The 14,060-nt window shown below is 65.4% G+C and carries 12 protein-coding genes; 3 read left to right on the top strand and 9 right to left on the bottom strand.

The window, feature by feature from the left end; all coding sequences use genetic code 11:
• Nucleotides 1-103 precede the first annotated feature (103 nt).
• Nucleotides 104-385: a hypothetical protein gene (locus tag IF803_RS11045; protein ID WP_461192170.1), complete on the top strand. Its 282-nt coding sequence runs from the start codon at nucleotides 104-106 to the stop codon at nucleotides 383-385.
• 89 nt (nucleotides 386-474) lie between these two features.
• Here IF803_RS11045 and IF803_RS11040 read toward each other — a convergent pair whose 3' ends face one another.
• The 6 genes from IF803_RS11040 to IF803_RS11015 all read right to left on the bottom strand — a co-directional run bounded on the left by IF803_RS11040 (nucleotide 475) and on the right by IF803_RS11015 (nucleotide 8,445).
• Nucleotides 475-732 (bottom strand): hypothetical protein, encoded by a 258-nt coding sequence (locus tag IF803_RS11040; RefSeq protein ID WP_461192169.1) that lies wholly within the window; start codon nucleotides 730-732, stop codon nucleotides 475-477.
• Nucleotides 733-1,098: 366 nt separating this feature from the next.
• Nucleotides 1,099-3,543: a penicillin acylase family protein gene (locus IF803_RS11035; RefSeq protein WP_461192168.1), complete on the bottom strand. Its 2,445-nt coding sequence runs from the start codon at nucleotides 3,541-3,543 to the stop codon at nucleotides 1,099-1,101.
• An 87-nt stretch (nucleotides 3,544-3,630) separates the two neighbouring features.
• Nucleotides 3,631-5,133, bottom strand: a complete 1,503-nt coding sequence (glpK, locus tag IF803_RS11030) for a glycerol kinase GlpK (RefSeq protein WP_461192167.1) — start codon at nucleotides 5,131-5,133, stop codon at nucleotides 3,631-3,633.
• Between the two features lie 258 nt (nucleotides 5,134-5,391).
• Nucleotides 5,392-6,393, bottom strand: a complete 1,002-nt coding sequence (locus tag IF803_RS11025; RefSeq protein ID WP_461192166.1) for an SGNH/GDSL hydrolase family protein — start codon at nucleotides 6,391-6,393, stop codon at nucleotides 5,392-5,394.
• 13 nt (nucleotides 6,394-6,406) lie between these two features.
• Nucleotides 6,407-7,189 carry an SGNH/GDSL hydrolase family protein gene (locus tag IF803_RS11020; protein ID WP_461192165.1) on the bottom strand — a complete coding sequence of 261 codons (783 nt, stop codon included), beginning with the start codon at nucleotides 7,187-7,189 and terminating at the stop codon, nucleotides 6,407-6,409.
• The gene (locus tag IF803_RS11015; RefSeq protein ID WP_461192164.1) at nucleotides 7,186-8,445 is read right to left on the bottom strand and encodes an OpgC domain-containing protein; all 1,260 of its coding nucleotides are present in this window, start codon (nucleotides 8,443-8,445) and stop codon (nucleotides 7,186-7,188) included. The genes IF803_RS11020 and IF803_RS11015 overlap by 4 nt, the downstream gene beginning before the upstream one ends.
• Before the next feature lie 273 nt (nucleotides 8,446-8,718).
• Here IF803_RS11015 and apaG point away from each other — a divergent pair, with 273 nt between their 5' ends.
• The gene (gene apaG / locus IF803_RS11010) at nucleotides 8,719-9,117 is read left to right on the top strand and encodes a Co2+/Mg2+ efflux protein ApaG (protein ID WP_028333747.1); all 399 of its coding nucleotides are present in this window, start codon (nucleotides 8,719-8,721) and stop codon (nucleotides 9,115-9,117) included.
• 288 nt (nucleotides 9,118-9,405) lie between these two features.
• Here the strand turns inward: apaG and IF803_RS11005 are convergent, their stop codons facing one another.
• The 3 genes from IF803_RS11005 to IF803_RS10995 all read right to left on the bottom strand — a co-directional run bounded on the left by IF803_RS11005 (nucleotide 9,406) and on the right by IF803_RS10995 (nucleotide 12,774).
• Complete coding sequence (locus IF803_RS11005; RefSeq protein WP_461192163.1) at nucleotides 9,406-10,428, bottom strand: Hsp33 family molecular chaperone; 1,023 nt, start codon at nucleotides 10,426-10,428, stop codon at nucleotides 9,406-9,408.
• Between the two features lie 211 nt (nucleotides 10,429-10,639).
• Nucleotides 10,640-11,566, bottom strand: coding sequence for an ornithine carbamoyltransferase (gene argF, locus IF803_RS11000; protein WP_016844071.1), 927 nt, complete (start codon nucleotides 11,564-11,566; stop codon nucleotides 10,640-10,642).
• Entirely contained in the window at nucleotides 11,566-12,774 is a 1,209-nt protein-coding gene (locus IF803_RS10995; RefSeq protein WP_304498445.1) for an aspartate aminotransferase family protein, read from the bottom strand. The genes argF and IF803_RS10995 overlap by 1 nt, the downstream gene beginning before the upstream one ends.
• Nucleotides 12,775-13,261: 487 nt before the next feature.
• On the opposite strand from IF803_RS10995, the gene IF803_RS10990 reads away from it, so the two are divergent.
• A complete protein-coding gene (locus IF803_RS10990; RefSeq protein ID WP_304498444.1) occupies nucleotides 13,262-13,774 on the top strand; it encodes a GcrA family cell cycle regulator in 513 nt (170 codons plus the stop codon).
• Nucleotides 13,775-14,060: the final 286 nt, after the last annotated feature.

Below are 14,060 nucleotides of genomic sequence, written 5' to 3'. Positions count from 1 at the left end.
CTGCGCAGATGCAATGCAACGCCGCGCAACAACGTTACCGATTTGTCAGTGGGGATTTGCGCGAATCAGGCGCTCGATGTCGAGAGGCCACCGGAGCTCGACCGTGTCGTGCCATCACACGCTGCCGCCGATCATCACTACGCCGCCACCACCGAAGCCGAAGCCCGCGCGGCGCCGGCGTGGCGTCGGTTACGCGCGGGGTGCGCGTGTGGCTGACGAGGCCGCAGACATCGAGCAGGGTGCACCAGTGCGTAGCACGCCGGTCGTTCTGCAGCATGCGCGCCCGGTCGAGACCGTCGAGCGGCGCGCGCCCTCACCCAACGGCAAGCTCAGCGACGACACGCTGCGCGCGATGCTTGAGGTGCAGGAGAAGCAGCCGGGGTAACCAGCCGCTCCCGCTGTCGTTCACTCGAGCGGGATAAACCAGCTTGAACGCGCTTTGAGGGAGGGCTCCCCCGACCCTCCCGTACTCGGTTAATTGCCAACCCACACGTTGCCGTTCGCGTCGAAATCGTTCTTCGGGTTGTAGCCAGACTCGCGAAGATTCCGCATACGCATCGCGCGGTCGCCGACATCACCATTGAGACTGGCGTTGGCGTTGAGCACGGCAGGACTCAGTGCGGTACCCATCACGAGGCGTTGGTGGGTCCGGTGTTGTGCCGTCCGTGCATCGGCGAGTGCCGCCGTGGAGAGAGAGGCGACTGCGATCGAAACAAGAATGATTTTCGTCATGGTCAGCTCCTGTGAAGTAACCAGCTGAGCTTTCAATCGCTTCCAGAAAATACGTTCTCGCGCCGAATGTGAGAATCGCCACAGCCCGGCGGCGATCACGATCGATCAGACTAGCAGGCAGAAGCCAACGCTTCTTGGACGCCCGCGCACAGCGTCGCGGGACGTCCATGCGCAACTCGCAAACGTCAACTTGTAGTGATCGAGATGTGCCGCCGCGTTGATGGCACAAAGTGAATAGCGGCTGACCGCCGCAGTTCGCGTCGGCATTCGCAGCGATGAGTCCCGGGTCGCGCTTCCGCTTTCACTCTTCGAGCTTTGGCGAGACAAGTCGATGACCCGGGACGACATTGGAGTTGGTGGCGCCCCTCACCTCGGCGTCAGCGTGATCGCTTCCGCGGTAGCGGCTTCCACAGCGCCGCGGCTGTAGAGCAGCGGCACATACTGGCCCGTCGCCCACAGCGGCGCGAGGTCGCGGTAGTGGCCGCTGAAGGGATCGCCGGATTGGCCCGGCGTGTTGACGGCGCGGCTCGCATCCCAATTGCCGACATCGAGCACCATGCGGAATGAAGCGCCGGAGATCAGATGATAGTCGGAGCGGCGATAGGTGGCGGCGCGCGGCACGTTGGCGGCACCGCCAAAGGCGAGCGGGCCGACCTGCATCTGCGCCGCGGTAGCCTTGTCGGCGAGCGGCATCAGCGCGTGATTGAACTGCGCGACATGCAGCCGGCCCCAGCGCCAGGTCGACGCATCGGGACCGAGCTTGTCGGCAACGTCGGCGACGGCCTCGCCGAGGCTGTCGCGCAGCACGCGGTCCCGCTCGCCTGAGGGATCGCTGCCGAGCGCGGCGTCGGGCTTTTCGAGATAGCCGACAATCGCGGAGTTGCTGGAGGCTTCCGGCGCGATCAGCTCGGCCGCCTTCGGCGCGGTGGTCTTGAGCAGCACCGGGCCGAGATGGTTTGCGATCCACACCTCATAGACCGCAGCGGCCGCGCTGTCGGCCGCGTCGCGCGCATCCCACGCCTTGAGCAGATCGAGACCCTTCTTGACGTTCGCGTCATCCGACGTGAGCGGCTTCAGCAGCGCGACGAGGCGCCGCGCGAGCATGCCGGTGTCGTCGTTCTGCAGCGCCATCGCGTCCGCCAGCGTCACCTTGCTGTTGGCCTGCAGCACCTCGGTGATGCGCTGCCAGCGCGCGCTGTCGGCCCATTCGAATCCGACCCTGCGCTCACCCACCGGATAATCCGCCGGCAGGTTCATCTGGTTGGCGGTGGCGATGAAGCCCTGCTTCGGCTGATAGAGCTTCGGCAATTCGTCGAGCGACAGAAAGCCCTGCCACTCATAGCGGCCGTCGCCGGGCACCGGCATCAGGCCGTCGAAACTGGCGCGGCGCGGCGTCTTGCCGGCGGCGACCCAGCCGATATTGCCGCTGATATCCGCATAAACTTGGTTCTCCGACGGCGCGCCCCAGCGCCGCATCGCACCGAGGAAGCCGTTCCAGCTTTTCGCGGTCATGTAGTCCGACGAGCCGAAATAGGCCGAGGTGCCCGGCTCGAACCAGATCGAGCGCACGGCGAACGCATGCTTCTTGTCGGCGTCGACGAAAATCACCGGGCCGTGGCGGGTGAACTTCAGCTCGAGGTCGCGGTCGGCCTCGCCCTTCACCGCTTCCTTCTCATGCACGATCCGCATGTCCTCCCAGCCGGTGCCGTAGCGGTACTGGTTCGGATTGTCGGGGTTGAGCTCGTAGACGTAGAGGTCTTCCTGGTCGACGTTGAAGATGGTCAGCCCGAACGCGATGGTGTCGTTGTGGCCGATCGAGATGCCCGGCAGCGCTGGCTCGCCGGCGCCGATCACGGAGATGCCGGGTGCGTTGAGGCCGACGATGTAACGCAGCGACGGCACCGAGTGCTCGCGATGCGGATCGTTGGCGAGGATCGGACGTCCGGTCGCGGTGCGCGATGCCGCGATCACCCAGTTGTTGGAGCCGATGGTGTCGCGCTGCTGGTCGGCCTCGGCGAGGAACGTGTCGGGGTCGTGCGCCAGCGCCGCCTTCTGGTCCTTCGGCGCGGCGAACTTCACCGGCCGCGTGGCAAGATCGTAGGCGGCGAGCACCGCCTTCGGCACGCTGCAGGGATCGAGGCCATCGGGGATCCTGGTGGTCCAGGTCGGCTCCAGCTTGACGCGGAAGCGATCGGCATCGAGGCCGGCAGCGCAGGCGACACGCGAGCGCTTCACCTCGGAGGCGACGTTACGCGTGAGACCATGGCTGCGGACGCGCACGACATCCTCCGCCGACCACAAATCCGGCATCGTGCCTGCGATCCTGAACTCGATCGGCAGCGCACGCTTGCCCGCCTGAACGTCGGTGACATAGGCGTTGACGCCGGCGACGAACGCCTCCGCATAGGATTTTGCCTTCGGACCATAGGCCGTCCATTCCGCATTCATGTCGCCGCGATAGAGGAACAGACGCAGCGCCTTGTCCTGCTCGGCATAAGCGGGGCCAAAGTCCTTCGCCAAGAGACCGAGCCCGCGCTTGCGCCAGAGATCGATCTGCCAGAGCCGGTCGCGCGCGGCGTTGAAGCCCTGCAGGAAGAACAGGTCGTGCTCGTTGGCGGCATAGATGTGCGGGATGCCCCAGACATCGACCAGGATCTGGCCCGGCGCCTTCAGCCCCGCGACGTCGGTCTTGACCTCGCGCGCTGCGACGAGCGGGCTCGGCTTCTCGCGCGCGGTGGCGGGAGCGGTGAGTATTGCGGCACAGAGCGCGGCAGCGAGTAGCTTGGCGACGCGGTTGAGATCCGTGTTCATGTTGTTCTCCGATGGTTGTTATTCTTGGGAGACGTCAGCGACTGTGCTGCGCCCCCTCTGCTGCATGTAGTATCCGTCGCGCGACGCTTACTCCCCTTCGTCGCTCGCCAGCACGCCCTTCACGGCGCGGGCCCAGCCGGCGAGCTTGCGCTCGCGCGTCGCCTGACTCATCGCCGGCCGGAAGCGGTGCTCAAGCCGCCAATTGTCGGCGAACTTCGCGGGCTCCGGATAGACGCCGGCATCGAGGCCGGCGAGATAGGCGGCCCCTAACGCCGTGGTCTCCTGGATCATCGGGCGATCGACCGGGGCGTTGAGCAGATCGGCGAGGCGCTGCATGGTCCAGTCCGAGGCGGTCATGCCGCCGTCGACGCGCAGCACGGTGTTGGCGGCGTTGGCCTCCGGCCAGTCGGTGCGCATCGCGGCCCACAGATCGAAGGTCTGGTAGCAGACGCTCTCCAAGGTCGCATGCGCGAGCTCGGCCGGACCGGTGTTGCGGGTCAGCCCGAACAGCGCACCGCGCACGCCCGGATTCCAGTACGGCGCGCCCATGCCGACGAAGGCGGGCACGAGATAGACGCTCTGCATGCTGTCGGATTTGTCGGCAAGCGGCCCGGTCTCGGCGGCGTGCTTGATGATGCCGAGCCCGTCACGCAGCCACTGCACCGCGCTGCCGGCGACGAAGATCGAGCCCTCGAGCGCGTAGGTGCGCTGGCCGCCGAGCTGGTACGCGATAGTGGTGAGCAGCTTGTTCTTCGAGGCCACCGGCGTGGTGCCGGTGTTGAGCAGCGCGAAGCAGCCGGTGCCGTAAGTCGACTTCATCATGCCGGGCTCGAAGCAGGCCTGGCCGATGGTCGCGGCCTGCTGATCGCCGGCAATGCCGGAGATCGCGATCGGGCCGCCGAACAGATCGGCGGTGCTCTCGCCGAAGCGGGCGGAGGAATCCCTCACTTCGGGAAGCATCGAGCGCGGCACGCGCAAGAGGTTGACGAGGTCGTCGTCCCAGGCGCCGGTGTGGATGTTGAACAGCAGCGTGCGCGAGGCGTTGGTGGCGTCGGTGGCATGGACTCGCCCGCCGGTGAGCCGCCACAACAGATAGCAGTCGACGGTGCCGAACAACAGCTCGCCGCGCTCGGCGCGCTCGCGCGCGCCCGGCACGTGATCGAGGATCCAGGCGACTTTTGTGCCGGAGAAATAGGGATCGATAATCAGACCGGTCTTGGCCGAAATCGCCGGCTCATGGCCCTCGGCCTTGAGTTTTGCGCAGATGTCGGCGGTGCGGCGGTCCTGCCAGACGATGGCGCGGTGCACCGCCTGTCCGGTGGCGCGGTCCCACACCACGGTGGTCTCGCGCTGGTTGGTGATGCCGATCGCGGCGATGTCCTTCGCCTTGAGGCCGGCCTTCTCCAGCGCCTCGCGGCACACCATCACGGTCGAGGTCCAGATGTCCTCCGGCTCGTGCTCGACCCAGCCGGAGGCGGGGAAATGCTGCGGAAACTCCTGCTGCGCGACGGCGGCGATGGAGATGTCGCCGCGAAACACCATGGCGCGCGACGATGTGGTGCCCTGATCGATGGCCAGCACGAAAGACATGAGCGTTTCCCTTAAAGAGCTTCATCCCGAGAAGGATTGGTGCAGGCGCAAAGGGAGCGGATTACCGCGGCGAGGTCAAGATTGGTGGTGAGTGTGGCATAGCGAAGGTATTGGTCCCGTCATCCTGAGGAGGCCGCAGCGCGGCCGTCTCGAAGGATCGACGGCCACCAGCCGGGCCGTGCATCCTTCGAGGCTCGCAAGAGCTCGCACCTCAGGATGACGGTGAACGAGACAGGCGCAGGGAGAGAGGCCAGCCGATCACATCGGCCGGTAGGTCCTGACGTCGGCGGGGACGTTGACGCCGATCTTGATCGCGCCGACCGAGCGGATGATGTCGTCGCCGAGCAGCTGGGCGAAGCAGGCATAGCCCCAATCGTTCATGTGCAGGCCGTCGGCGGTGACGAAATCGGTGATGGGGATCGCCTGTCTCTCGTGCCAGTCGCGCATCACCTCGAAGCGCGGGAAGATGCCGACATGGCGCAGCGCGGCGATGCGGCCGAGCAGCTTCACCATGCCGCGCGCGCTTTCGGGACGCTCGGTGACGCGCGGCGAATATTGCGGATCGACCAGCACGACGTCGGCGCCGGACGCCTGAAGGCGCGCCACGCCGTCCTCAACCTGCTTGGCGGTCTCGGCAGGATCGAGGTTGCGCAGCACCGCGTTGGTGCCGACCTGCCAGATCACCATGTCGGGATGTACGTCGATCACTTCGGTTTGCAGCCGCGCCATCATCTCGGGCGCGTCCTCGCCGCCCTTGCCGCGATTGAGCACGGTGATGTCGGCGGACGGATATTGCCGGCGCAACTGTCCGGCGAGCCGGTTGGGATAGGTGAATTCCGGCGCCGACGAACCATAGCCCTGAGTCGAGGACGAGCCGAACGCGATGATGACGACCGGCTTGCCGGCGGCGAGCTTGGCCGCGACATGCGGCAGCGAGCCGGTGCTGTTCGGCACGCCCTTGGGCTGCTGACAGGGCACGCGGTGGAAGATGTCGCTGGCGGATTTCGCGGCCTGCTTCACCCTGTCGAACGCCTTCGCGGCGACGCCCGGTTGCGGCTGCTGAGCGGCGGTGGCTTCGAGCGCGGCGGGCCTGCTCGGCTCTGTCTTCGTGGCTTCAGCCTTGGTACCGGATGAGATCGCTGCATGCTGGTCGGCCTGCCCAGTCTGCGCGCGCGACGGCGCGACCCCGAGCAGCGCCAGCACTGCAACAGCGCACAGGCCTCGCCCTGCGGAAGCGCGAAAAGGGAAGGCAAAACGCATTTACTCTGCTTCCTTAATTCTGCTGCACCGGGCCCAGATGGGCCGCATCGATCACGAATTTCGCCAGTGCGCGGCCGAGACAGGCATGAACCTTCTTGGCCAGATCGACACCATGCGAGGTGCTGAACAGGTCAAAATATCCGGCGTCGCTCCACTGCTTCATAATCGCGAACCGGTCGAACAGCGGAACGTCGTGCTGCTGCGCCACCACCTTCATGTTGTCGAGATATGGCGGCGCAGAGATCATCGTCTCCGTACGCGGGCTGTATTGCAGATTGACCAGCACCACGTCGGTCCCGGCGTCCCGCAACGCAACAACGCCTTCGTTGATGGCGGTACGGAAATCGTCGGGATCGACTGCTCGCATAGCATCGACCGTTCCGGTCTGCCAGATAACCAAAGTAGGCTTTTTTGCTTCAACAAGCTTAACAAGAGTTCCCGCGGTCTCCTCGGCGGTGCTCTTTCCCTGTAATTCTACGGATAGATCGATCGTCGACGACGGCAACGCCTCCTTCAGCGCCGTCTGCAGCGTGGCCGGATAGGCGCTCGCCTCGTTGCCCTGGATGGTCGAGGAGCGGCTGCCGACGACCAGTACGTTGAGCGGCCGGCTGGACTTGATGGCGTCGGTGACCTTGGGCAGCGAGCTCTCGCTCGTAAGCAGATAGGCGGGCACGTCGCAGGGCGGCGGCGGTGCCGGCTCCGCCGTGTCGCCGGCGCGCGCGGGCGCCGCCGCCAAACCGGCCGTCAGGCAGGCTGCGAGCAGCGTCAGGCCCAGCATCGTCCACGCGGACTTCATGCTCCCCCTCCCGCCAGATCGGCGTTGCCGGCGGCGCCTTTTTTCGAGGCGCCTTTGTCGGCGGAGTGCTTGTACCACGAAATGATCCACGCCATGCCGCACATGATGAGGATGCCGCAGATGCTGATCAAGGCGTGCAGTGCGGCACCGCCAGATACTTCGGCAAGTACGAAGTGACCGGCAAAGGCGAGGAAGACCCCGAGGCAGAATATCTCAAGCGAGTGCTGGCCACACAGGATCAAAGGTCGCAGCCAGGGCGATTTCAGCCCCGGCCAGTCCCTGGGCAGGAAGCGCACGGTGAGCGCAGCGAGCGCCAGGAAGTGCGCGAACCGCAACACGTCCAGGTCGGTCTTGTTGATCGGATACATCCATTGCTCGATCACCTTCGGCATGATGTGGCCGAGCTGCGGTACGTACCAGGTCAGCGTCACGAAGAACGCCGCGACCAGATAGACGATGCAGATCCACATCGTGATGTTCGACGACAGGATGCGCGACATCCGCCGCGCGCCGCCGAGCGCGCACCAGGCGCCGAACACGAACAGCAATTGCCAGGCGAACGGATTGAACGCCCAGAAGCCGTTCGGGTAAGCCGAGAGATAGAGGTCGAACTGCCAGGTCAGCGCGTAGAGCACGACCGAGAGGCCGAGCGTGACGTCGGGCTTCCATTTCATCAGCCACAGGATCAGCGGCAGGAACAGCATCAAGACGATATAGAGCGGCAGCACGTCCATGTTGACGGGACGGAAGCGCAGCAGCAGCGCCTGGACGATGGTGACGTCGGGCTGCTTGAGGAAGTCCATGATCCCCATTTCCTCGCTGTAGAGCGGGTTCTCGAACGAGGTCGCGACATAGGAGATCTCGGCGAGGAAGATCGTGAACAGGAAGACGTGCGCGACATAGATCTGCCAGACCCGGCGCAGGATGCGCGCGGTCGCGATCACGAAGCCGCCCTCCAGCATCGCGCGGCCGTAGACAAAGGCCGCGGTGTAGCCGGAGATGAAGATGAAGATCTCGGTGGCGTCGGAGAAGCCGTAATTGCGGATCGTCAGCCAGGTCAGAAGATTGGTCGGCAGATGATCGATGAAGATCAGCCACAGCGCGAGCCCGCGGAACAGATCGAGGCGGAGCTCGCGCTCGCCGGTCGCCGGCAGCGTGATCGCGGGCGCAGCAACCTTCGCCTCGACCTCAGCCTTTACCTCGGCCTTGGCGTCAGCCACCGGCGAACCGGCTATGGGGTCGGCAATCGAGCTCATCAAACACCGTGTCGGCCGCGGACGCCCCGCACGCCGTGCTGAAAAGATAATATCGGTCCGCGAGTTGCCGACAAAGCACGGAGTGCGGCGGCATGCGGCCGCGCTTTAGAGCGGAACTATGTTGAAACCGCGATGAACGGACCGCCCTTGGGCCGCCTTTTCACGGCCCGGCGGGCGATTGGTTCCGGCGGCTCAATTGGCTATGATGGCGCCCTGTTCGAGCATGATCCGGTCGAAAACGGACCATACGCCAGGACCATCGGATTGAGCCGCATGTACCGCGCCGTTACCCGCCAGATCGAAGTCACCGTCGAGCCGAACTTCATGCCGGAGCGCTCGTCGGTCGACCGGCGCGAATATTTCTGGTCGTACAAGATCGTGATCGTCAATTCGGGCCCGGAAACCGTGCAGCTGCGGACGCGGCACTGGATCATCACCGACGCCACCGGTCGTCGCCAGGAGGTGCGCGGCGAGGGCGTGGTCGGCGAGCAGCCGGTGCTCGCGCCCGGCGAGCGCTTCGAATACACGAGCGGCGTGCCGCTGCCGACCGCCTCCGGCTTCATGACCGGCAGCTATCAGATGGTCACCGAAGCCGGCGAGCGCTTCGACATCGACGTGCCGACATTCTCGCTGGATAGCCCGAGCCCGGGCGGCAAGCGGGTGTTGAACTGACGCCTGCGTAGCCCGGATGGAGCGAAGCGCAATCCGGGGCAGGTGCATACGCGATTGGAGCGGCCCCGGATTGCGCGGAGCCTGTCATCGGGCGCGCGTTCGCGCGACCCGTTGGCTTCATCCGGCCTACGATGAACTCTCCCAGCGTCGTCCCTGCGAAAGCAGGGACCCATACTCCGCGGCGGGTCTTGTGGACGGGACGCGTCGTTCCGGCATTGTCCAACAACAACCATTCGTGGTTATGGGTCCCTGCTTTCGCAGGGACGACGGTGAGGGGTGGGTCGCGATTCAAGATGTCAAAGAGCGCGCCTGCTCCACGCCGGCTTCCTGCGGCGTGAACTCATACACCGACGAGCAGAACTCGCAGGTCACGACGACCTTGCCGTCCTTCACCATCTCGGCGCGGTCGTTCGGCGCGAAGCTCTTCAGCATCGACGACACCGCATCGCGCGAGCAGGAGCACTGCGCGCGCAGCGTTTGCGGGTTGAAGACGCGAACGCCGCGTTCGTGGAACAGGCGATAGAGCAGCCGCTCGCCGGACAGATCGGGATCGATCAGCTCGACGGCCTCGACGGTCGAGATCAGCGACTGGCCCTCGATCCACGCATCGTCGTCCGGCACGCTATGCGTGGCGGTGCCTTCCGGTGCATCGCCGGGATGCAGATCGGCCTGCTTGGCGCGCTCGGGCGCCTTGGGCAGGAATTGCAGCAGGATGCCGCCGGCGCGCCAGTGCAGCTTGCCGCCCTCGCCGCCGCGCATCTCCTCGCCGACCGCAAGCCGCACTCGCGTCGGGATCTGCTCCGAGCGCAGGAAATATTCATGGGCCGCCTCTTCCAGGCCGCCGCCGTCGAGCGCGACCAGTCCCTGGTAGCGGCTGGTGTTGGAGCCCTGATCGATGGTCATCGCAAGGTGGCCCTTGCCGAGCAGTTCGCCCGAGCTCTGGCCGTTCTTGAGGCGCGATGCGTCGTAGCGCGCATAGGCGCGCAGCCGGTCGGGCGCCTGGAAATCGACGATCAGGAGCGACACCGGACCGTCGGTCCGGGTCTGCAGGATGAAGCGGCCCTCGAACTTGACCGACGAGCCGAGCAGCGTAGTCAGCACGATCGCCTCGCCGAGCAGCTTGCCGACCGCGGGCGGATAATCGTGCTTGTGCAGGATCTCGTCGAGCGCGGGGCCGAGCCGGGTCAGCCGGCCGCGCAGGTCCAGCGCGCCGACCTCGAAGGCCAGCACGGCATCGTCGACAGGAACCGCTGAGGGCGCGCGAACCGGCGCCTCGGGCGTGATTTTGATGTCGGGGGATTGTGAAACCATGGCGCTCTATCTGGGGTCTCGGACCGCAAAACGAAAGGGGTTCACAGGAACGGATCTATCCGTCGTCCCTGCGAAAGCAGGGACCCATAACCACCAATGTGAGTTGCTGCATCAAGCTGGGGCCCCAGCTTTCACAACAATTGACAGCGGTGGTTATGGGTCCCGGGTCGCGCTGCGCTTGCCCGGGACGACAGCGCTTACTGATCTACGACTACGCGACCGCGTCGAAACACCAGGCCAGGATGCCCTTCTGCGCATGCAGGCGGTTTTCCGCCTCGTCGAACACCACGGATTGTGGCCCGTCGATCACCTCGTCGGTGACCTCCTCGCCGCGATGCGCGGGCAGGCAGTGCATGAACAATGCGTCCGGCTTGGCGAGCGACATCAGCTTGGCATTGACCTGATAGGGCCGCAGCACGTTGTGGCGGTGCTCGCCCTCCTTGTCACCCATCGACACCCAGGTGTCGGTGACGACGCAGTCGGCGCCGCGCACGGCGGCTTCCGGATCGCTGCCGAGCATGATCGGCGCGCCGGTCGCCTTGATCCAGTCGCGCATCGGCTTCTTCGGCGACAGCTCCGGCGGGGTTGCGACATTGAGCTGGAACTTGAACCGCTCGGCGGCATGCGCCCAGGAGGCCAGCACGTTGTTGTCGTCGCCGGTCCAGGCCACGGTCTTGCCCTCGATCGAGCCGCGGTTTTCCTCATAGGTCATGAGGTCGGCCATCACCTGGCAGGGATGCGAACGCCGGGTCAGGCCGTTGATGACGGGGACGGTGGCGTGAGCCGCGAGCTCGAGCAGCGCGTCATGGTTGAGGATGCGGATCATGATCGCATCGACATAGCGCGACAGCACGCGCGCGGTGTCGGCGATGGTCTCGCCGCGGCCGAGCTGCATCTCGGCACCGGTCAGCATGATGGATTCACCGCCGAGCTGGCGCATGCCGACGTCGAACGACACCCTTGTGCGGGTCGACGGGCGCTCGAAGATCATCGCCAGCGTCTTGCCTTCAAGCGGCTTCCTGCCCTTCTCATGCGCCTTCAGCTTCGCCTTCATGGCGGCTCCGGCGGACAGCATGTTGCGCAGCTCGCCGAGCGGCAGCTCGTTGATATCGAGGAAGTGACGGACCGGCTTGCTCATTATCCAGCCGCCTTCTTCGGCTGGGCCGCCGACAATGTCGCGCAGGCGCGCTCGAGCGCGGTGATCGACGTATCGATCTCGGCCTCGGTCACGATCAGGGGCGCCAGGAACCGTACCACATTGTCGCCGGCGCCGACGGTGAGCAGCTTCTCGTTGCGCAGTGCTGCGATCAGGTCGCCCGACGGCACCACGGCCTTGACGCCGATCAACAGCCCCTCGCCGCGCACCTCCGACAGCACGCCGGGATAGCGGTCGACGACGGAAGCGAGCTTCTGCTTGAGCAAGAGCGACATCTTTTGCACATGCTCGAAGAAGCCGGGTTTCAGCATGACGTCGAGCACGGCATTGGCGGCGGCGACCGCGAGCGGATTGCCGCCGAAGGTCGAGCCGTGCGAGCCGGGCGCCATGCCTTCGGCCGCTTTCGCGGTCGCCAGCACCGCGCCGATCGGGAAACCGCCGCCGAGCGCCTTGGCCAGCGACATCACATCCGGCGTGACGCCGGTGCGCTTGTAGGCGAACAGCTCGCCGGTGCGGCCCATGCCGGTCTGCACTTCGTCGAAGGCGAGCAGCAGGCCATGCTCGTCGCAGAGCGCGCGCAGCGCCTTGAAGAACGCCTGCGGCGCCGAGCGCACGCCGCCCTCGCCCTGCACCGGCTCGATCAGGATGCCGGCGGTGTGCGGACCGATCGCCTTCTTCAACGCCTCGATGTCGCCATGCGGCACCTGGTCGAAGCCGTCCATCGGCGGGCCGAAGCCTTCGAGATATTTCGCCGAGCCGGTCGCGGCCAGCGTGCCCAGCGTGCGGCCGTGAAAGGCGCCCTCGAAGGTGATGATGCGGTAGCGCTCGCCATGGCCCTTGGAGAAGTGATAATGGCGGACCAGCTTGATCACGCCCTCCATCGCTTCGGCGCCGGAATTGCAGAAGAACACGAAGTCGGCAAAGCTCTGCTCGCACAGCCGCGCGGCCAGCACCTCGCCGTCCGGGCTCTTGAACAGGTTCGACATGTGCCAGAGCTTGGTCGCCTGGTCCTGCAGCGCCTTGACCAGATGCGGATGCGCATGCCCGAGCGCGTTCACCGCAACGCCCGAGGTGAAATCGAGATAACGGTCGCCGTTGGTTGCGATCAGCCAGGCGCCCTCACCGCGCTCGAAGCCGAGATCGACCCTGGCGAAGACGGGGAGCAGATGCGACGTGGCAGCGTTGGTCATGGCGTTCACTGACGGTTTTTGAGCCGACAATTGCCGCGGGGCTTGACGCCAGCGCAGCAACGGCCAGCTTCGGAAAACAAAACGGCCGCCTTTGCGGGCGGCACGTGGCGGACATTCTATGCTGCGGTCGGTAGGTGTCAATCGCCACGAAGTGGCCTTCCTGCAATGCGAAACGAGCGCAATCCGGAGCATTCCGGTGCGGTGGAAAAGCCTCATCGCAATGCTTAACTGTATCGGAACATGTGGACGCACGGCCGCGGACTCTTGCGCCAGAGTCACGCCATATTGTAGCGTTTGGCCTGTCGGGTACGACATCTCGTGCGGCAGTACTGGACCCTCTAAGTAGCCTTCGTATCGCGCGTAAACGTTCGGGCGCAAGACCGCGCCCGGCGAGGGCTAAGGGATTCTGGCCGCAGGGATATTTGTCCAGATTGGCTCGCAGCGCCGCTCCAATGATTGGCCGGCGCTACGCGAAGGGAAGAATGCGATGACTGTATTGACCTGGTCCGACGATCGCGTCGAGCAGCTGAAGAAACTCTGGGAGTCTGGCCTGTCGGCCAGCCAGATCGCGGCGGAACTTGGCAATGTGACGCGAAACGCCGTGATCGGCAAAGTGCATCGGCTCGGCCTCTCCGGCCGCGCCAAGGCCCCCTCCACGGCCGCGCCGCGGCAGCGCAAGGCCCGCCCCGCCCAGCACATGATGCGGGTGGCGCGCCCGGTGTCCCGCGGCAACACCGCGCTGGCGCACGCCTTCGAGGTCGAGATGGAGCCCGATCCGATCTCCTACGACAATGTGGTGCCGATGAGCCAGCGGCTGTCGCTGCTCGAACTCAACGAGGCCACCTGTCACTGGCCGGTCGGCGATCCCTCAAGCCCGGAATTCTTCTTCTGCGGCGGCAAGGCGCTCGGCGGCCTGCCCTATTGCGCGCATCACTCGCGCGTCGCCTACCAGCCCGCCGCCGATCGCCGCCGGCCGTCGGCGAAACCGCAGATCAAGTGAGCACTCGGGAAACTACGGAAGACCTGAAAAACAAATCCCCGCGAAAGCGGGGATTTTTTTATGGCGCGTGGCCCGTTACATCATCGGCGTCGTCCCGGCGAAAGCCGGGACCCATAACCACTGATGCGTGTTGTTAGAAAGCCGTCTGGCCCCGTGCCGATTACGCCGGCCGCGGCGTATGGGTCCCGGCTCCCGTGCGCAATTGCGCACTAAAGCGTGATGGCATTAAGTTCGATAGCCTGAATTTTTGAGGTAGTTGGCACATTCCTCGGAGGTGAAGGCGTCG

The organism is Bradyrhizobium sp. UFLA06-06 (assembly GCF_054820065.1).
Note: the sequence above shows the minus strand (reverse complement) of the source record. Positions and strands in the feature narration are given on the sequence as shown.